Origin of the sequence: Streptomyces sp. M92, assembly GCF_028473745.1 — a bacterium.
Taxonomy (GTDB): Bacteria; Actinomycetota; Actinomycetes; order Streptomycetales; family Streptomycetaceae; genus Streptomyces.
Genome location: NZ_CP101137.1, coordinates 7,282,412 through 7,302,349 on the forward strand (window position 1 = coordinate 7,282,412; position 19,938 = coordinate 7,302,349).

General features: G+C 72.9%; 13 protein-coding genes. 8 read left to right on the top strand and 5 right to left on the bottom strand.

Features of this window, described 5'->3' with window-relative positions; genetic code table 11:
* Window positions 1–8: 8 nt before the first annotated feature.
* The 3 genes from M6G08_RS33615 to M6G08_RS33625 form a co-directional block, all read right to left on the bottom strand.
* Window positions 9–1,535 (bottom strand): DUF5719 family protein, encoded by a 1,527-nt coding sequence (locus M6G08_RS33615; protein ID WP_272590901.1) that lies wholly within the window; start codon window positions 1,533–1,535, stop codon window positions 9–11.
* Window positions 1,532–5,305, bottom strand: a complete 3,774-nt coding sequence (locus M6G08_RS33620) for a glycosyltransferase family 2 protein (protein ID WP_272590902.1) — start codon at window positions 5,303–5,305, stop codon at window positions 1,532–1,534. Before M6G08_RS33620 ends, M6G08_RS33615 begins: the two co-directional genes overlap by 4 nt.
* Before the next feature lie 167 nt (window positions 5,306–5,472).
* Window positions 5,473–5,736, bottom strand: a complete 264-nt coding sequence (locus M6G08_RS33625; protein WP_003975777.1) for a WhiB family transcriptional regulator — start codon at window positions 5,734–5,736, stop codon at window positions 5,473–5,475.
* A gap of 705 nt (window positions 5,737–6,441) precedes the next feature.
* Between M6G08_RS33625 and M6G08_RS33630 the strand changes: the two genes are divergently transcribed.
* From M6G08_RS33630 to M6G08_RS33645, 4 genes are all read left to right on the top strand, one after another.
* On the top strand, window positions 6,442–6,957 hold the full coding sequence (locus tag M6G08_RS33630) for a cysteine dioxygenase (protein WP_272590903.1): 516 nt from the start codon (window positions 6,442–6,444) through the stop codon (window positions 6,955–6,957).
* 33 nt (window positions 6,958–6,990) lie between these two features.
* Window positions 6,991–7,950 (top strand): 2-phospho-L-lactate transferase, encoded by a 960-nt coding sequence (gene cofD / locus M6G08_RS33635; RefSeq protein WP_272590904.1) that lies wholly within the window; start codon window positions 6,991–6,993, stop codon window positions 7,948–7,950.
* Window positions 7,947–9,254 carry a coenzyme F420-0:L-glutamate ligase gene (locus tag M6G08_RS33640; protein ID WP_272590905.1) on the top strand — a complete coding sequence of 436 codons (1,308 nt, stop codon included), beginning with the start codon at window positions 7,947–7,949 and terminating at the stop codon, window positions 9,252–9,254. Before cofD ends, M6G08_RS33640 begins: the two co-directional genes overlap by 4 nt.
* 65 nt (window positions 9,255–9,319) lie before the next feature.
* Window positions 9,320–10,324 (top strand): DNA-3-methyladenine glycosylase family protein, encoded by a 1,005-nt coding sequence (locus tag M6G08_RS33645; RefSeq protein WP_272590906.1) that lies wholly within the window; start codon window positions 9,320–9,322, stop codon window positions 10,322–10,324.
* Window positions 10,325–11,066: 742 nt separating this feature from the next.
* Here M6G08_RS33645 and manB read toward each other — a convergent pair.
* Entirely contained in the window at window positions 11,067–12,149 is a 1,083-nt protein-coding gene (gene manB / locus M6G08_RS33650; RefSeq protein WP_073729130.1) for a mannose-1-phosphate guanylyltransferase, read from the bottom strand.
* Window positions 12,150–12,252: 103 nt separating this feature from the next.
* Window positions 12,253–13,533 carry an N-acetylmuramoyl-L-alanine amidase gene (locus M6G08_RS33655; protein ID WP_272590907.1) on the bottom strand — a complete coding sequence of 427 codons (1,281 nt, stop codon included), beginning with the start codon at window positions 13,531–13,533 and terminating at the stop codon, window positions 12,253–12,255.
* Between the two features lie 139 nt (window positions 13,534–13,672).
* On the opposite strand from M6G08_RS33655, the gene M6G08_RS33660 reads away from it, so the two are divergent.
* The 4 genes from M6G08_RS33660 (at window position 13,673) to M6G08_RS33675 (ending at window position 19,772) form a co-directional block, all read left to right on the top strand.
* Window positions 13,673–14,437 carry a TIGR03089 family protein gene (locus tag M6G08_RS33660; protein ID WP_272590908.1) on the top strand — a complete coding sequence of 255 codons (765 nt, stop codon included), beginning with the start codon at window positions 13,673–13,675 and terminating at the stop codon, window positions 14,435–14,437.
* 366 nt (window positions 14,438–14,803) lie between these two features.
* A complete protein-coding gene (locus M6G08_RS33665; protein WP_443048993.1) occupies window positions 14,804–16,045 on the top strand; it encodes an LCP family protein in 1,242 nt (413 codons plus the stop codon).
* Between the two features lie 262 nt (window positions 16,046–16,307).
* Window positions 16,308–18,017, top strand: a complete 1,710-nt coding sequence (locus M6G08_RS33670) for an LCP family protein (RefSeq protein ID WP_272590910.1) — start codon at window positions 16,308–16,310, stop codon at window positions 18,015–18,017.
* Between the two features lie 141 nt (window positions 18,018–18,158).
* Entirely contained in the window at window positions 18,159–19,772 is a 1,614-nt protein-coding gene (locus M6G08_RS33675; RefSeq protein WP_272590911.1) for an LCP family protein, read from the top strand.
* Window positions 19,773–19,938 lie beyond the last annotated feature (166 nt).

The following is a 19,938-nucleotide window of genomic DNA, read 5'->3' on the forward strand; positions in this document are numbered from 1 at the left end:
CGGGCGCGTCACTGCTGCAGGACGCTCAGGTCCTCCTCCGCCTTCGGTACCGAGACCATGCCCCGGTCGTCCGGGAGCGTCTGCACCGTGAAGGACGCCACGTCGTCGTCCTCGCCGGTCAGGGTGCGTGAGGCGTACGCCGGGCCGCCCGAGACCGTCTCCACCGTCAGGGCGTAGGCGCCCTCGAGTCCGGCCGGGACCGGCGCCTCGACCTTCTGGGTCGTGCCGCCCTTGATCGTGAACGTCTTGCTCGCCGTCGTGCCGTCCTCGGAGCCCGCCGATGCCGTGACTTTGACCTTCGCGGCCTGGTCCGGCGCGGTGATGGACAGGGTCGTCCTCTCGGCCCGGTTGTCCGCGGCCGTCGCGCGTGCCCCGACCGGGTCGGAGGCCGGGATGAACGCCGACTCCTGCTCGCCGCCCTCGCCGCGCACGACCCGGACCGCGGCCACGACCGGCACGGACCCGCTCGTCGGCGTCAGCACCAGCGAACCGGCCTCGCCGCGCGTGACCTCGCCGAGGTCGACACCGGTCGTCATGCCCGCCTTGACGTGCACGGTCTCGTGCCCGGCGGGCGTGATCGTCCCGGACGGGGAGGCGAGCCGCACCTTCAGGTCCGCGTCGCTGCCACCGGGCGTGAACAGCACCAGGCGGACGGCTGCGGCGTCCTCGGGGATGCCCGGCACCACCAGCTCGCCCGCCGGGTCCGCGGCGGCGGTCAGCCAGTCGCCGCCGGTCTTGTCGTCCAGGGCCTGCACCGCGGCGCCGAGCCGGCCGCTGCGCACACCGACGTGCACGGTCACGTCGGTCTGCTTCTCGTCGCTGAGCGTGGACAGCAGGAGGGACTCGCTGGAGTTCGGCGGGACGGTGATGCCCTCCCCCACCGTGGACTTCAGGGCGCCGTCCTTGCCGTAGAGCTCGATGTCGACGACGGCCGCGGAGTCGTCGGGATTCGTGAGGTGCACGTAGTCGGTACGGCCGGTCGACGTGCTGGCGCCCGGGAACCAGAACTCCGTGTCCGGCGCCGTGCAGTCGAGGCCCAGCAGTCCGCGGCCCGTCCCGACGGCGACCTCGGTGGTCTGCTGAACGGTCCAGCCGGGGGCGTGGCTTCCCTCGGCGGTGCCGATCAGCGCGGGTGTGTCGGCGCCGGAGGCCTTGCCGGTGGCGGGCGTGCCGGGCTTCTCGGGCTGCACGACGGGCTTGCCCGCCTTGTCGCCGGACTTCTCGTCCTGGCCCTCCTTCTGCTCCCCCTTGTCGCCGTCCTTCGCGTCCTCCGACTCGGCCGTCGCCGCCTCGAGCGCGGCCGTGCCCTTCTCGTCGGCGCCCTTGGTGACGGGCGTGAAGGAGGTGTACGACGTCTCGGCGAGGTCGGAGTTGCTGGGCGCCGGGCACAGCAGGCTGCTGCGCTCCACCGGCAGTACGGCGGCCGGCTCGGCGGTGTCCGCGCCGGGGTCGCCCGGTGCGGAGACGGCCGCGAACCCGGTGACGGCGGCGAGCGCCGCGGTGCCCGCGAACAGGGACAGGGTGGTGCGCTTCACTGCTGGCTCCCGTCGGGGCGCTCATTGCCGGTGCCGTGGGGGTGGTGCGGCCGGGTGGGGTGGTGCGGCCGGGTGGGGTCGTACGGCGTGTCGTAGCCGTTGTGCCCGTAGGCCTGACCGTGGGCGGGGTCGTACGCGCCGGCCTGTGACGGGTCGGCGGGGTCGCCGTAGGCGTACGGGTCGTACTGCCCCGTCCCGTACTCGCCGCCCTGACCGCTCTGGTAGGCGCCCGCCTGATAGGGGTCCCCCTGGTACGGCTGCTGTCCGTAGACGCCCGCGTCGTACTGCTCCTGGGCACCCGGGTGCTGCTCGCCGTCGTACGCGCCGTAGGAGTCGTACTCGGCGGGGGCGTACGCCGCCTGGTCCCAGTCGCCGTGGTTCTGCTGCCGCGGAACGGGCACCGGGGCATCGACGGGCGGCACGGCTCCGTCACCGTCCGCCGGCTCGGCCGCCGCCTCCGCCTCGGCCTGGGCCCGCAGCCGCCGGGCCCGGCGCCCTTCGCCCTCGACGGCCTGGGCCGGGACGAGCGGCTCGTCGGGCAGGTCGTCGTCGACGTCGCGGCGCCTGCCGGGCAGCGCGAGGACGACCAGGACGACGGCGAGGAGGCCCTGGGCCCACAGCCAGAGGGTGTGGGTGAGGGGGCCGTCGTAGGTGACGTCCAGCTTTCCGGCGGAGGCGGGCAGTTCGAAGCCCTGCGCCCAGCCGTCGACCGTGGTGCGGGTGAGCGGCTTGCCGTCCAGGGTGGCCGTCCAGCCGTCGGCGGCGGTGTCGGCGAGGCGCAGCACGCGGCCCTCGGGGCCGGACGGGACCTCGGTGTGGATCTCGACCGGACCGGCCGCGACGGGCTGCGGCTCACCGGCACGGTCACCGTCGCCGGAGCCGTCCTCGTCGCCCGCGCCGGAGACGATGGTCGCGCGCGCCACCTCCTGGTCCACCCGCCACAGTCCGCTGCCGTCCTGCTGGCTGAGCCGGCTCAGGCCGGGCGTGGCGTCCAGGACGCGGGTGACCTCCCGGGGCGCGCCCTTGTGGACGAGGACGTAGCGGACGGCGAAGCCGCCGAGCTGGTCGGCCTGGTCGGCGCCGGAACCGGCCACCAGGTTGGCGACGACCTTGTCGAGGTGGCTGTTGCCGCCGTCGCCGGCGGCCACTTCGCCGTCGCCGAGGCGGGCACCGGAGCCGCGGACCAGCATGTAGCTCACGTGGGCCGCGGAGTCGCTGTCGAGGACGAGGGTGCGGGCCTGGTCGCGGGTGCGGCTCTCCTCGGCGACGAACGCCGGCACCTGGACGGGGTCGCGTCGCTCCAGAGGTCCGTCGGCGCCCCCGATCATCCAGCCGGCGGCGGCGATCAGCGGGCCGACGGCCGAGGCGAGGGCGATCAGGGCGGCGACCGGCTGGCGCCAGCCGAAGCTCTGCTCGGCCACGCGGAAGCGGGCTCCGTCGGCGCCGAGGGTCGCGGCGGCCAGGAGGGCGATGCCGTAGACGAGGGTGGCGGGGCCGGCCCAGGCGGAGCGGTTGGACAGGACCGCGAAGACCAGGGCGACCAGGGCGACGGCCCAGGCCGCGCGGACGGCCGGCTGCCGCTCCGAGCGCAGCAGGGCGGCGAGCGCGGCCAGCACGATGCCGATGAGGACCAGTCCGCCGACCGTTCCGGGGCCGCCAGGGCTGGCGCCGAGCAGGTCGAGGGCGGAGGCGGCCGAGGCGCCGTACTCGAGTCCCGCCTCGTCGAAGAAGCCGAACGGCAGCAGCGACAGGGACCAGGGGGCGAGGAGCAGCAGCGGGGTGCCGAGCTGGGCGAGGAAGCGCAGGCCGTACGCCGTGATGTCACCGCGGCGCAGCACCAGGACACCGGCCCCGAGGAGCAGCGCGATGGGCCACACGACGGGCGTGAAGGCGGTGGTGACCGTCAGCAGCAGGGCGTACGCCCAGGTGGCGCGCCAGCTGCCGCGGGTGCCGGAGGAGCCCGTCAGGCCGGCCGCGGCGGCGCCCGCGCGGGCGATGAGCGGCAGGAGCACGGCGAGGACGGCGGTGCCGATGCGGCCTCCTGCCAGGGCGCCGGTGGCGGCGGGCAGGAAGGCGTAGGCGACGGCCGCCCACGCGCGCAGCAGCCGGGAGGGGACCAGCGGGCGGGAGGCGAAGTACGCGGTGGCGCCGGCCAGGGGCACGGAGCAGACCAGCAGCAGGGTGACCGCGAGCCCGGTCGAGCCGAGCAGCAGGGAGGCGAGCGTGGCGACGATCGCGAGGTAGGGCGGTGCGGAGGCGGTGCCGCCGGTGCCCACGGTGTGCCAGGCGTCCGCGTACCGCGACCACAGCTCGCCGGCGCCGGCCGGGGCGGGCAGCAGGGCGCCGCCCGCCAGTGCGCCGCCGCCGAGCAGGGCCCGGCAGGCGGCCAGGGAGACGAGCAGCAGGATCAGGAAGAGCACCGGGCCGGGCTTGCGGGCGATGCGCTTGAGCCGGGAGAACTGCTCGACCTCGAGGAAGTCGGCGTCGTCGCCGCCGGGTCCGGACTCGATGGCGCCGCCGTGCCGTCCGGCGCCCGCGGCCGCCTCGGCGTCGGAGGCACCGACGAGGTTGCCGGCGACCTGTTCGACGGTGACGCGGATGGTCGCGCCGGGCGGCGGGAAGAGCGGGCGCAGCTCGTCCTTCTCGACCTGCGGGCGACCGCGTTCGCGCCGTCCGGCGAGGATGCGCTCGGGTCGCAGCAGGACGCCGAGCAGACCGCGGATCTCGTCGAGGGCCTGGCCGGGGACCTTGCCGACGAGGTAGGCGAGGGTGCGCAGCAGGGTGCCGAGGACGAGACGGAGCAGTACCCAGGGCAGGACGGCGGTGCGGGCGTTGACGAGGAGGGTGTGGACGGCGCCCGCCTTGTCCACCTTGTGCGGGGAGGCGGTGGTGCGGCCCGCGCAGTCGACGGTGCGGCGCTCGCGGGAGGCCGCCTCAGCGTGGCGCACGACCGCCTCGGGGGCGACGAGGACGCGGAGTCCGGCCGCGTTGGCGCGCCAGCACAGGTCGACGTCGTCGCGCATCAGGGGCAGCCGGCGGTCGAACCCGCCGAGCCGTTCGAAGACGTCACGCCGGATCAGCATGCCCGCGGAGGACACCGACAGGACGGGCCGTACGTGGTCGTGCTGGCCCTGGTCCTGCTCGCGGCGGTCCAGGCCGGTCCAGCGGCGGCCGGAGTTGGCGATGGAGACGCCGACCTCCAGCAGCTGCCTGCGGTCGTACCAGCCGCGGAGTTTGGGGCCGACCACGGCCACGTCGTCGCGGCCGAGTTCGTACTCGTTGTCCACGACGCGCAGCAGCTGGGCCAGGGCGTCGGGCTCGGGGGCGCAGTCGTCGTGCAGCAGCCACAGCCACTGGACCGGTTCTCCGTGGGGAAGCTCCGGCAGGTCGTAGGCGTCGTCGCGCCAGGTGCGGGTGACCGGGTCCCAGCCGCTCGGCCGCCTCAGGTACGGCAGGTCCTCCGGGGTGAGGACGGGCGCGACGCGGGCGGCCTCCTCGACGGCCTGGCCGAAGCCGGTGCGCCGGGCGAGGTGGAGCACGCGGTCGTCGCCGAGGGCTTCGGTGACCAGCCGGGCGGAGTCGTCGGCGCTGCCGGTGTCGGCGGCGACGGCGTACTGGACGGGGCGCTCCTGGCCGAGCAGCCCGGCGAGCGCGTCGGGCAGCCAGCGGGCTCCGTCGTGGGCGACGAGGACCGCGGTCACGACGTGACGCGGGAACTCAGGTGTGGCAGCGAGGTCTTGCTGGGCTGCCGTGTGGCTGTGCACGGACATCGAGGTACGGGCCCCGGTTCGGTGGACTGCGGTGGACGCCCGTGCCTGTTGGGGGTGGCGGGGCGTCTCGGACGAGCGCCCACACTATCGGCTGGGCAGAACGACGGCCCGCCGCCTGTGGACAACCCATCTGCGAGGGGCCGTTGCCGCAGCCTCCCGCCGTCGCGTCAGACGGCGGCCTTCTTCAGCCGGCGGCGCTCGCGCTCGCTGAGACCGCCCCAGATACCGAAACGCTCGTCGTTGGCGAGGGCGTACTCGAGGCACTCGGAGCGGACCTCGCAGGCGAGGCAGACCTTCTTGGCCTCTCTGGTGGAGCCGCCCTTCTCGGGGAAGAAGGACTCGGGGTCGGTCTGGGCGCACAGTGCGCGCTCCTGCCAGCCGAGCTCCTCGTCCGCGTCGTCGACCAGCAGTTGCTGCACCAGCTCGGTCATGTGCGCCCCTCGTCTGTCTTTCGCGTCCCCGTGATCCAGCCGTTATCGATTCCGGCTGAACGACACGAGTGAAATTACAAGTGTGCTGCTCCGGGCGAGTCAAGCCGGGATCTGCTATTGGGCCCCTTATTCACTCTGCGGAACCAAGGCCATGCGGAAAGTGTTCAAATCGCCATAAACCTCGACATACCGACGAGGCCCACCGGGGCACCCGCCCCGAGCGGAGTCCGCACCAGGGAGGACGCCCGGGCGTTCGATCCCGTTCCGATACACGCGCCGAAGCGAAGCTGATCACATTCGGATCACGGGATCGCAACGGGGGTTGTGCGCCCGGCTTGTGCGCCATGTGTCCTGGAAGCCGCCTGAGCAAACCTTTCACCGGCCAGATGAACCGGATGAGGTGAAACATGTCCCACGTAACGGGCATCGAGTTGACAGTGCCGGTGTGAGCCGCTGTCCTTGTGGGCATGCTCGCGAACTTGGCAACCACCTCGACCCGCACCGCCGGGTCCCACGGTGCTGCCCACGCTCGCCGCAGCTGTTGTTGCTGTTCCGGCTGTTGAGCCCCACCGCGCTCCGGCCGTCGCGCGGGTCCACGCGACCCGTGCCCGTCTCTCCGCGCCCCACCAGGGCGCACCGAGCCGTCCCGCGACGCCCCTCTCCCCTGTTCTCCTCCTGACTCTCCCGCCGAGGACCCACCCACCCATGAACAGCGACAGCGACCTCCAGATCGCCGGCGACATCCTCGAAGTCCCCCACCTCCTCCAGGCACCGCGCGAGCACCCGGCCACCGTCGCCGAGTTCGCCGGCCTGGTCCGTTCCCTGGCCGCCGACCGGTCCGCGTGGCAGGACCTGGTCCGGTACGACGCGACGACACGCTGGTACCACCGGCTGCGCACCGGCCCCGGCTACGAGGTCTGGCTCCTGTCCTGGCTGCCCGGCCAGGGCAGCGGGCGCCACGACCACGGGCCTTCCTCCGGTGTGTGGACCGTCCTGGAGGGCTCCCTCACCGAGCGCACGGAACGCGGCACGCGCGCGTTGCGGCCGGGGACGCAGAAGGTCTTCGCCCCGGGACACGTGCACGAGGTGGTCAACGACGCGCTGGAGCCGGCGGTCAGCCTGCACGTCTACTTCCCTGGCCTGACCGAGATGCCCATGCACTCCCCGCGGTGCTCGGCCACCGTGCGGAACACGGACACGGGCGCGGTGACGACTGTCTGACGCGCTGTCGTACCCGCCTGCAAGACTGGTGCCATGCGCATTGTGGTTCTGGCAGGCGGCATCGGCGGTGCCCGGTTCCTGCGTGGTCTCAAGCAGGCCGCGCCGGACGCGGACATCACGGTCATCGGCAACACCGGGGACGACATCCACCTCTTCGGGCTGAAGGTCTGCCCGGACCTCGACACGGTGATGTACACGCTCGGCGGCGGCATCAACGAGGAGCAGGGCTGGGGACGGACCGACGAGACCTTCCATCTGAAGGAGGAGCTCGCGGCGTACGGCGCCGGACCCGAGTGGTTCGGCCTGGGCGACCGCGACTTCGCCACGCACATCGTGCGGACCCAGATGATCACCGCCGGGTTCCCGCTGAGCGCGGTGACCGAGGCACTGTGCGACCGCTGGAAGCCCGGCGTACGCCTGATCCCGATGACCGACGACCGCGTGGAGACCCACGTCGCGGTCGAACTCGACGGCGAACGCAAGGCGGTCCACTTCCAGGAGTACTGGGTACGGCTGCGGGCCTCGGTTGCCGCCGAGGCGGTCGTCCCCGTCGGCGCCGAGCAGTCGAAGCCGGCCCCGGGCGTACTGGAGGCCATCGCGGAGGCGGACGTCATCCTCTTCCCGCCCTCCAACCCGGTCGTCTCGGTCGGCACGATCCTCGCCGTGCCCGGCATCCGGGAGGCGATCGCCGACGCCGGGGTGCCGGTGGTGGGCCTCTCCCCGATCGTCGGGGACGCGCCCGTGCGCGGGATGGCCGACAAGGTCCTCGCGGCGGTCGGCGTGGAGTCCACCGCCGCGGCGGTCGCCGAGCACTACGGCTCGGGACTGCTCGACGGCTGGCTCGTCGACACGGTCGACGCGGAGTCCGTCACGCGCGTGAAGGCGGCCGGCATCCTGTGCCGCGCCGTCCCGCTGATGATGACCGACCTCGACGCGACCGCGCAGATGGCCCGGGAGGCCCTGACGCTGGCGGAGGAGGTGCGCGAGGCATGAGCGACGGCGCTCCCGGCTACCGGGTGTGGGCCGTCCCCGGCCTGCCCGAGGTGGCACCCGGCGACGACCTGGCCAAGCTGATCGCGGCGGCCGAGCCCGCCCTCGCCGACGGGGACGTGCTGCTGGTCACCTCCAAGATCGTCTCCAAGGCCGAGGGCCGGATCGTGCAGGCCGCCGACCGGGAGGCCGCGATCGACGCGGAGACGGTACGGGTGGTGGCCCGGCGCGGCACGCTGCGCATCGTGGAGAACCGCCAGGGCCTGGTCATGGCCGCGGCCGGGGTGGACGCCTCCAACACCCCCTCCGGCACGGTCCTGCTGCTCCCCGAGGACCCGGACGCCTCCGCCCGCACCATCCGCGAGGGCCTGCGCGACGCACTCGGCGTCGACGTCGGCGTGATCGTCACGGACACCTGCGGCCGACCCTGGCGGTCCGGCCTCACGGACATGGCCATCGGCGCCGCGGGCGTCCGCGTCCTGGACGACCTGCGCGGCGGCACCGACACGCACGGCAACCCGCTCAGCGCCACCGTCGTCGCCACCGCCGACGAACTCGCCGCCGCGGGCGACCTGGTCAAGGGCAAGGCCGCGGATCTGCCGGTCGCCGTCGTGCGCGGCCTCCCGCACGCGGTCTCCGAGGAGGACGGCGAGGGCGCCCGCGCGCTGGTCCGCGGCGCACACGGCGACATGTTCCGGCTGGGCACCTCCGAGGCGGTGCGGCAGGCGGTCACCCAGCGCCGTACCGTACGGGCCTTCACCGACGAGCCCGTCGACCCCGGCGCCGTGCGCCGCGCGGTGGCGGCCGCGGTGACGGCGCCGGCCCCGCACCACACGACGCCGTGGCGTTTCGTACTCCTGGAGTCCCCGGACTCCCGCGCCCGCCTGCTGGACGCGATGCGCGACGCCTGGATCGCGGACCTGCGCCGGGACGGCAAGACCGAGGAATCCATCACCAAGCGGATCCGGCGCGGCGACGTCCTGCGCGACGCCCCCTACCTCGTCGTCCCCTGCCTGGTCATGGACGGCTCGCACACCTACGGGGACGAGCGGCGCGACGTGGCCGAGCGGGAGATGTTCGTGGTCGCCACCGGCGCGGGCGTGCAGAACCTGCTGGTCGCGCTCGCCGGGGAGCGGCTGGGCTCGGCCTGGGTGTCCTCGACGATGTTCTGCAGAAGCGTCGTGCGTGAGGTGCTGGGACTGCCGGACGACTGGGACCCGATGGGCGCCGTCGCCGTCGGTCACCCGGCACAGGAGCCCCGACCCCGGCCGGAGCGGGAGGCCGGGGCGTTCATCGAGGTCCGGTGAGCCGTCCGGGCGAGCCTCTACCCTCGTAGGAGCTTTTCCTTCCCCTCGTCCCAAGGACCTCTCTCGTGGCAGGACGTTTCGCTCCCCGCCCCACGCGCGCCACGGTGCGCGCCGGGGACACCGTCGTGCCCTCGCCCGCCGTGCCCCGGCAGGCCGCCGCACCGGGCAAGGCACGCGTGTGGGTGCCGGACGGGCCGCTGGAGCTGGGGCTGGTCCTCGGGCCGCTGCGGCGCGGGCCGGGCGACCCGACCTTCCGGACGATGCCGGACGGGTCGGTGTGGCGGGCCAGCCGGACACCCGCCGGCCCGGGCACCCTGCGGGTCACCGCACGCGGCGGCGAGGTGCGGGGCGAGGCCTGGGGGCCGGGAGCGGAATGGCTGCTGGACCGGCTGCCGCGGCTGCTGGGCGCCGAGGACGACCCGTCCGCGTTCGTGCCGCGGCACAGACTGCTGGCGCACACCGCGCACCGGCGTCCGGGGCTGCGGCTGACGCGGACCGGACTGGTCCTGGAGTCGCTGATCCCCTCGATCCTGGAGCAGAAGGTCACGACGCTGGAGGCGTACCAGGCGTGGCGGCTGCTCGTCCGGAAGTACGGTGAGCCGGCGCCGGGGCCCGCGCCCGGTCGGATGTACGTCATGCCGGCGGCGCGGACGTGGGCGCTGATCCCGTCCTGGGAGTGGCACCTGGCCGGCGTCGACAACAAGCGGGCGTCGACGATCCTGCGGGCGGTGCGGGTCGCCGCGCGGCTCGAGGAGGCGGCCGGTATGGAGCCGGCGGCGGCGCAGGAGCGGCTGGAGATCGTCTCCGGGATCGGGCCGTGGACGTCCGCGGAGACCGTGCAGCGCAGTCACGGTGCGCCGGACGCGGTGACGGTGGGGGACCTGCACCTGCCGGGGATCGTGGGGTTCGCGCTGGGCGGGGACCGGTACGCGGACGACTCCGCCATGCTGCGGCTGCTGGAGCCGTATGCCGGGCAGCGGCATCGGGCGGCTCGGCTGGTGCTGCTGAGCGGGCGGGTGCCGGGGCGGCGGGCGCCGCGGATGGCTCCGCGGGGGATTGAGCGGTTGTGACGTGGAGGGGCGGCGGGTGAGGTCGGGCGCGTCGGCCGGGGTTCCCTTCGCACCCGGCGTGGGTGTGGGCGGGCGGGGGTGGGTCGCGCGGCTCGGCGTGGCGGGGTGCCTCCCCCACTCTCGGCTTCTCCCCCACTCTCGGCTTCTCCCCCACTCTCGGCTTCTCCTCCATGCTCGGCCTCTCGCCCATGCTCGGCTTCTCCCCCATGCTCGGCTTCTCCCCCACGCTCGGCTTCGTTCGCGCGGGAGGGGTCCCCATGAGCGGGGGGGGTGCCCCCGCCGCCCACCCTCCCCCACTCTCGGCTTCGCTCGAGCGGGGGGACCCCCACCGCCCTGGGGGTACCTCCCAGGCCGTTCAGGCACTGAGGGGGGAGGCACGACTGCCCGCAGCTAGGTGGGGACCGCAGCTGGGTGGGACGGTGGTCCGCGGCCGCGCATGATGGCGAGGCAGCCACCCGGCGACTGCGCGTCCCGCGCGGGCGGTTGGCCGCGTACGGCGGGAAGGGGACGTGTCGGGGTGTCCGCCCGCAGCGGTTGGCGCGTCCGCGCCGTTCACCCCCGTAGCCGACCGATTCCGCGCCGTTCCGAGGACGGACACCCCCGGCGCGGCCCCGACCCACAGACAACACGCCGCGCTACCCGCACCCCCACCCAACCCGCGGCGCCGCCGCAGGCATCCGCATCCGCACCCCCACCGAACAGCCACAGGCCGCCGCAGGCAGCCCGCCCCACCGCCGGAGGCCTACGTGTCGGACGAGAAGCGCAGTGCCGCCGGCGGAATGTGGGCGTCGCACCAGATGCGTGCCCCGGAGCGGAGTTCGTTGTCGGCGCCGATGACCGCGCCGTCGCCGATGACCGTGTCCGTGAGGACCGAACGGGTGCCGACGCGGGCGCGCGTGCCGATGAGGGAGTCGGTGATGACCGCGCCGGGTTCGATGACCGCGCCCGGAAGGATCGTGCTGCCGAAGACGCGCGCTCCCTCCGCCACGAAGGCACCCTCCCCGACGACCGTCCCGCCGGCCAACTTGGCGTCGGGTGCGACGCGTGCCGTGGGCAGGACGAGACGGTCCCCGCAGCGGCCCGGTATCGCCGGGGACGGGGCGCGGCCCAGGACCAGGTCCGCCGAGCCGCGTACGAAGGCCGCCGGCGTGCCCAGGTCCAGCCAGTACGTGGAGTCGACCATGCCCTGGAGGTGCGCTCCGGTGGCCAGCAGCTCCGGGAAGGTCTCCCGCTCGACCGAGACGGGCCGCCCCGCCGGGATCGTGTCGATGACCGAGCGCCGGAAGACGTACGCGCCCGCGTTGATCTGGTCGGTGACGATCTCCTCGGGGGTCTGGGGCTTCTCGAGGAAGGCCAGGACCCGGCCCGTGTCGTCCGTGGGGACCAGCCCGTACGCCCTCGGGTCGGTCACCTTCGTCAGGTGCAGGGAGACGTCCGCGCCCGTCGTCTCGTGCGTGCGGACCAGCGCCCCGATGTCCAGGCCCGTCAGGATGTCGCCGTTGAAGATCAGCACCGGCTCCTCGGGGCCGGAGTGCAGCCGGGACGCCACGTTGCGGATCGCGCCACCGGTGCCGAGCGGCTCCTCCTCGGTGACGTACTCGAGGTGGAGCCCGAGGGCCGAGCCGTCGCCGAAGTAAGGCTCGAAGACCTCGGCCAGATAGCTCGTCGCGAGGACGATGTGCTCGACGCCCGCGGCCTTGGCCCGCGCCAGCTGGTGCGTGAGGAACGGCACCCCCGCCGCCCGGACCATGGGCTTGGGCGTGTGCACCGTCAGCGGCCGCAGCCGCGTGCCCTTGCCCCCGACCAGGAGGATCGCTTCTGTCACCGTCGTCTCCGCTTCCTGCCGGGACCGGCCGAACTGTCTTTCGGCCGGCCAGTGTATGCAGACCGTTCCTCGGCGCCGTCGGTGGTCGTGCGGTGTGCCCCCCTCAGCGGCCCTGGTACTTCGCCGCCGTCAAGCGGGCCGTGCCGAGCTTGCCGTAGAGCTTCTTGCCGGGGCAGCTCGTGGCGAAGCCGTCACGGTGCCCGGAGATGACGTTCAGTCGTACGTTCTTACCTTTTCGGTAGAGATTGCCACCCCCGGACTTCAGGTATGTCTTCCCACGCGGATTCATGCCGGAGAGACCGAGCTTCCACGCGGTGAGCCGGGCGACCGCCTTCACGGCGGCGGACGACGGCTTCTTGGAGCTGTAGGTGCCGAGTACGGCGATGCCCATGCTGTTGGAGTTGAAGCCGTAGGTGTGCGCTCCGAGGACGGCCTTGCTCACTCCCCCGGCCCGTCCCTCGTAGATCTTTCCGCACTTGTCGACGAGGAAGTTGTAGCCGAGGTCGCGCCAGCCCATGCTGTTGACGTGGTACCGGTAGATACTGCGAATGACTGACGGGGCCTGCGAGCAGCGGTAGTCGTTGCCGGTGGCCGAGTGGTGCACGAAGGCCGCCTTCACCTTCTTCGTGTACACGGACTTCTTCTCGCGCAGTTTCTCGTCGGCTCCCCAGCCGCGGCGCGTGGTGATGGCGGGGCGGGGGCCGGTGTACGGCTTGGCCCGCTGCCGTTCCGCGGGGATCTCGTGGGCGCCGAGCGGGGCGGGGCCGGCGGTGGTGGTGCGAGGGCCGTCCGCCGGGGCGGGCGGGGCTCCCTCACCGGGGTCGACGAGTTCGAGGCGCATGCCGGTGGGCAGTGCGAAGGCCGTGTGCCGGGCGGATCCGGTGGTGTGCGAGGCGGTGCGGGCGGCCCCCGGCGCCCTGTCCGCCCGTACCCGGACCTCCACGCCGTCGGACTCGCCCACCCACAGCGGTGCGGTGGCGCCGCGGACGCGGCCCGAGGTGCTCTCGGGGGTGCCGGGGTCGGCGGCGTGGTCGGCGTTGTGGGTCTCCAGCTCCTGCCAGCCGGACCAGACGCCGGTGGCGGCGGCGCGGGTGCGGACCTGGACCTGGCCGTGCAGTTCGGTGGCCGGGTCGTCCCAGACGACGCCGACCAGGGAGAAGCGCGGTACGTCCCGGCGGGGGACGCCCTGTTCGGCCGCGCCGGGGGCGCGGTCCCGGCTGAGGGGGGCGAGGGGCAGCGACTGGGTGCTGCCGGGGGCGTACGCCCCGGTCGGCGCCGCTCCTCGGTTCGCGGGGGTGGTTGCCGCCGACGCGGGCGGGGTGAGCGGGAGGGCCAGGGCCGCCGCACACGTGACACCGATCGAGGAAGCAAGGATTCCACGCATGCAAGCGATCGTGGTCATTCATGTACAAATCTGTCCAATGGTGAACTGACGGGCCGTAGGGCGTTTTCGCCCGATCCGGTGGCGGTGCGGTACGCCGTACGCTCGGTGCGCGGGGGCGGGCCCGCGTACCCTTGCGCGGATGAACGCGACCGATCGCACACCTGCCGACCTGCTGAGTTCCGCGCTCGCCGCGGACCCGGGACGCCCGCTGGTGACCTTCTACGACGACGCCACCGGCGAACGCGTCGAACTGTCCGTGGCCACCTTCGCCAATTGGGTGGCCAAGACCGCGAACCTGCTCCAGGACGATCTGTCCGTCGAACCCGGCGACCGGGTCGCGCTGCTGCTGCCCGCGCACTGGCAGACGGCGGTGTGGCTGCTGGCTTGTGCGTCGGTGGGTGTGGTCGCGGACGTGGCGGGCGACGCCGCGGCGGCGGACGTCGTGGTGAGCGGGCCCGACCCGGAGTCGTTGGAGGCGGCGCGGGCGTGCCCGGGGCCACGGATCGCGCTGGCGCTGCGGCCGCTCGGGGGGCGGTTCGTACCGGCCGCTCCGGAGGGCTTCGCCGATTACGCGGTGGAGGTGCCGGGGCAGGGGGACCGGTTCGTGCCGTACGTGCCGGTGGATCCGGAGGCACCCGCGCTGATCGTCGCCGGGCGGGAGTTCAGCGGGGCGGAGGTCGTGGAGCGGGCTCGGGCGGAGGCGTCGGGGCTGGGGCTCACGGGGCCGGGGGCGCGGATTCTGTCGGGGTTGCCGTACGACACGTGGGAGGGGTTGAGCGCGGGGCTGTACGGGCCGTTGGCGAGTGGGGGGTCGGTGGTGCTGTGCCGGCATCTGGAGCGGGCGGGGGACGGGGTGCTGGATCAGCGGATCGAGGCGGAGCGGGTTTCGGCTACGGCTCGGTGAGGTGCCCGCAGGGGGTGCCGGCGCCGAGGTGAGGTGGGTTGCGCGTCCGGCGTAGAGCGGGCACCGGCGTGGGTGTGGGCGCGGGGTGGGTCACGCGGCCCGGCGCTGACGGGGTGCCTCCCCCAGCGGGGTACCCCCAGCGCCCACCCGTGCCGCCCTAAGCGGCACGAATGCCCGCAGGCTGGGTGGGGGAGGCGGGTACGCGCGCCCGCAGGCTGGGTGGGGAGGCGGTCGCGCACGCCGGAGGCTGGGCAGGGAGGCGGTCGCGCGCGCTCGCAGGCTGGGGGGAGGAGACGGGCCTCGTGCCCCGTTCGGCGTAGCCCCGTTCGGCGTAGCCCCGTTCCGTCATTCGCGTCCGCTCGGGTCATGGTCGTAGGAGCGCACGTGTGCGGGACGGAGGGAGACGTGAGCGACGACGACGGTGGTGGCCCCGGGGCCGGTGCGGGGGCGTCCGCGACCGGGGACGGGCTGCGGAGGCGGCGTCGGAGGCGGCGGCTGGGGTGGGCCGGGGCCGGGGTCGCCGTGCTGACCGTCGGCGCCGTGGGGGCCGGATGGGCCGTCTACGCCAAGCTGAGCGGCAACATCACCGCCGACGAGGCGGCGGCGGCCGAGCTCGCCCGGTACGAGAAGGATCGGCCCACCGCGCTGGTCCGCGGCGCGCAGAACGTCCTGGTGATCGGGTCGGACACCCGCTCCGGCGAAGGCAACGCCCGTTACGGGCGCAACGACGGGACCGAACGGTCGGACACCACGATCCTGCTGCACCTGGCCGCGGGCCGGGACAGCGCCACCGCCGTCTCCCTCCCCCGCGACCTGATGGTGGACGTGCCCGGCTGCCGCCGCTCGGACGGGAAGCGTTCGGAGCCCGTGTTCGCCCAGTTCAACTACGCCTACGAGGTGGGCGGTTCGGCGTGCACGATCCGGACGGCCGAGAAGCTGACCGGCATCCGGATCGACCACCACGTGGTCGTCGACTTCCAGGGCTTCAAGAAGATGGTCGACGCGCTCGACGGCGTCGAGGTGTGCCTGCGCGAGCCGGTGAACGACGAGGACGCCGAACTGCGGCTGCCCGCGGGCAGGGTGACGCTCGACGGGGAGCAGGCCCTCGGTTACGTCCGGGCCCGCAAGTCGCTCGGCGACGGCAGCGACACCGACCGGATGGACCGGCAGCAGCGCTTTCTGGGCGCCCTCGTCAACAAGGTGCAGAGCAATGACGTACTGCTGAATCCCGTGAAGCTGTATCCCGTTCTGGACGCGGCCACTTCCTCGCTCACGACGGATCCGGATCTGGCGAGCCTGCGCGGCCTGTACGACCTCGTACGAGGGCTCCGCGACATTCCCACCGGACGCGTGCAATTCCTGACCGTGCCGCGGGAGTCGTACGCGGGAGACGCCAATCGCGACCAACTCGTGGAACCGGACGCGGAGGAACTGTTCACCCGCCTCAGGACCGACAAGCCCGTGGCGGTCGCGGCGGGGACCGACGGGGAGGCGTCACCCCGCGCCCGGGAGCCGGGAGAATCCGGCGAATCCGGAGAATCCGGAACCGGGGATTCCCCGGCGCCGACGTTCAGCGGGAACACCGCCGCCGAAGACGTCTGCGAGTAAAACGCATTCCAAGACGGGGCGAGCGGTACGCGGAACCGCGCGCGGAAGTGCGGACAGTTGTCCAATAAATGCGTCGGAATGCCCAGTTGTAAGGTTCGTGGAATGTGTCACGGGCGTCGCCCGGTGAGGAACCGTGAGGCTAATGTGATCGGGCCGGTGTGCCCGGCCACGAGGTGATACCCGGGGTCGCGCACTCAGTGAGCCAGTCCGGGCGCCTCGGGGGGAGGGCGCCGCGTGGCCCCGACGGAGGATTCGGACAACCGTGGACGCGCAAGGCCGTGGGCGGGCGGAAGACGTAGACCCCGCAGACCAGTGGGTACTGAACCCGCGCACCGGTGAATACGAACTGCGACCACCCCATTCCGCACCGCAGTCGAGAATTCCGGGTCCCCGCAGCGCCGCCCCCGCTCCCCCGTCCGCCCCTGGCCGTGAGGTCCCCCCTCCCCGCAGGCGCCGCTCGACGCCCGAGGAGCCGCCGCCCGGGCGGCGGGGACGGCGGCGTCCGGCGAAGAAGAAGTCGAAGGGCAAGAAGATCCTGCTGTGGACCGGCGGCACCATGGCGTTCGTGGTCCTCGCCGCGGCCACGGCCGGATTCCTCTACCTGCAGCACCTCAACGACAACATCCAGTCGCTCCCCGACGACGGCGCCGGCACCGGGGGCTTCCGCAAGGACGAGGCGATCAACATCCTGCTGATCGGCACCGACAAGCGCACCGGAGCGGGCAACAAGGGCTACGGCGACGCGGGCAGCGCCGGGCACGCCGACACCACGATCCTGCTGCACGTCGCGAAGGACCGCTCCAACGCCACCGCGCTCAGCATCCCCCGCGACCTGATCGTCGACATCCCCGACTGCCCCACCACGCAGGAGGACGGGACGATGGAGGTCATCCCCGGCACCACCGGCGTCCGCTTCAACAACAGCCTCGGCCAGAACGGCCGTACGCCCAGCTGCACCATGCGCACGGTCACCGAGCTGACGGGCGTCACGCCCGACAACTTCATGGTGGCCGACTTCAACGCGGTCAAGACGCTGACCTCGGCGGTCGGCGGGGTCGAGGTGTGCCTCGCGAAGGACATCAACGACCCCGACTCGCACCTGAACCTGCCCGCGGGCAAGCACACCATCGAGGGCGAGGAGGCCCTGGCCTTCGTCCGCACCCGGCACTCCGTCGGCTTCGGCGGCGACCTGAGCCGCATCGAGATCCAGCAGCAGTTCCTCAGCTCGCTGATGCGCAAGCTCAAGTCCAACGACACGCTCACCAGCCCCTCGAAGATGGTGAAGCTCGCCGAGGCCGCGACCGAGGCGCTGACCGTCGACTCCAAGCTGGACGACATCGGCAAGCTGAAGGACCTCGGGCTGGAGCTGGGCAAGCTCAACACCAAGAACCTGACCTTCGCCACGGTGCCGGTGCGGGACAACCCCGCCGAGACGGTCAAGGCGACGGTCGTCCTCCAGGAGGGGCCCGCCCAGCAGGTCTTCGACATGATCAAGAACGACGTCTCCTTCACCGAGGTCAAGAAGAAGGAATCGGAGAAGGAGAAGAAGGAGAAGGCCGCCGCCGCGGCCCGCCTGGAGGGGGCGAAGTCCGACCCCTCCGAGATCCGCGTCCGCATCCTCAACGGCGGCGCCCCCGGCGGCAGCGCCTCGCAGGAACTGCGCTACCTCCAGAACGAGGCCGGCGTCACCAAGTCCGAGAACGCGGGCAACGCCGACGCCGAGATCGCCAGGACCACCCTGGAGTACGCCCCCGACCAGGCCGACCAGGCCCGCGCCCTCGCCGAGATCCTCGGCCTGTCCGGCACCGCCATGAAACCCGGCGAAAGCGTCACCAACGCCCAGGGCCTGCCCACCATGACCCTCACCCTCGGCAAGGACTTCAAGGAAGCCGGCGCGAAGCTCAACGCGTCGGCCGAGGTCCCCGAGGGCGCCAAGAAGTCCACGGCGGACAAGGTCGAGTGCGCGAAGTGACCTGACGGGCCCCGACAGCGTCTGGCAGTACGAGAGTCCGTCGGCGCCGCCGTACAGCCAACGGGGCACCTCGTACGTCCAACTGTGCGAACGGAGCGGGCACCTGGGCACGTTCGCGGGGTCGAGGGTGGGAAGAGGGACATGACGCAGAGCAGTGTGCACGGGGAGCGGACACGACCGGATTCAGCCCCGGACCACGGCGACCCCGAAGACGGCCCCGGCCCTGGTCCGGGCAGGCGGGCCGGGAGGCGTCGCTCCGGGCGCCGGCACCGCGCGCTGCGATGGTCCGCGACGGTCCTCTCGGTGCTGATACTCGGCACGGCCGGCGCCGGGTACCTCTACTACGAGCACCTGAACGGAAACATCCAGAAGGGCGAGCGCAGCAGCGGCGACTCCAAGGCGGACAAGCCCGAGCCGAACGCCGCCGGGCAGACGCCCCTGAACATCCTGCTGATCGGCTCCGACAGCCGCGCCTCCGACGCCAACGTGGCCCTGGGCGGCGGCCGGAACAACCGCGGCAACCCGCCCCTGGGCGACGTACAGATGCTCATCCACCTGTCCGCGGACCGAGAGAGCGCCGCCGTGGTGAGCATCCCCCGGGACACCAGGGTCGACATCCCCGCGTGCACGGACCCGAAGACCGGCGAGAAGTACCCGGCGACCAACGCCATCATCAACGAGTCCCTGGGCCGCGGCGGCGCCGGCTGCACCCTGGCCACCTGGGAGAACCTCACCGGCGTCTACATCGACCACTGGATGACGATCGACTTCGCGGGCGTGGTGGCGATGGCGGACGCCGTCGGCGGGGTCGAGGTCTGCGTCAACCAGAACGTGTGGGACCGCCCGCTGCCCGCCGTGCCCGGCGGTTCCGGGCTGAAGATGACGAAGGGCTCGCACAAGGTCAAGGGCGAGGAAGCGCTCCAGTGGCTGCGCACCCGGCACGCCTGGGGCAGCGACCTGCTGCGCGCCCGTGCGCAGCACATGTACATGAACTCGATGATCCGCACCCTGAAGGGGCAGAACGTCTTCACCGACACCGGCCGGCTGATGGACCTGGCCGAGGCCGCCACCAGGTCCCTGACGGTGTCGCAGGAGATCGGCACGGTCAAGGAGCTCTACGACCTGGGCATGCAGCTCAAGACCGTCCCCACGGACCGCATCACCATGACCACGATGCCCACCGTGGAGGACCCCCAGGACAGGAACCACCTGCTCCCGGCCGGTGACGCCGAGAAGATGTGGACGATGCTCCGCGAGGACGTGTCCTTCGACGACAAGGGCGGCAAGGACTCAGGCAACAAGGGCGCGGACTCCGCCACCGGGAAGGACCCGGCCGCCCCCGACGCCGAGATCGGCGTCCTCGTGCAGAACGCCACCCGCTCCGCCACGCTCGGCCCGGTCGGCGGCCGGGCGAGCGTGGTCGCCGAGGTGCTGGCGCGCAAGGGGTTCGCCAAGGCGGCCACGGACACCTCGGCCGCGCTCGCCGAGGAGAAGACCGTGGTCCGCCACCCGGGCCCGGAGACGGCGGGGGACGCGCGGCGCGTGGCCGAGGCGCTGGGTATCCCGGCGAGTTCCGTGCGCCGGTCCGCGGACGTGTCGGGGATCACGCTCGTGGTGGGAGCCGACTGGCGCTCCGGCACCTCGTATCCGCGGCAGGAGAAGCCCGACGCCGGAGAACTGCCGGACAACAGCGACGCCCTCAACGGCTCGGACACCGGTAAGTGCATGGACGTGTACGCACCTTACCGATGGTAGGAACTCAGGAAAATAGGAGGGATTTGCCCGCTTGTAGGGACGGCGGGCGCGCCACCGGAGTAGTTGCACGCCGAACCGGGCGGATAGTGTGAGCGCTCCAGTGCCCCCGCCGCGAGGTCCGCCCTGGCGTCGTGCACATGTTGACCCTTTATCGTGCGCCTTCCGG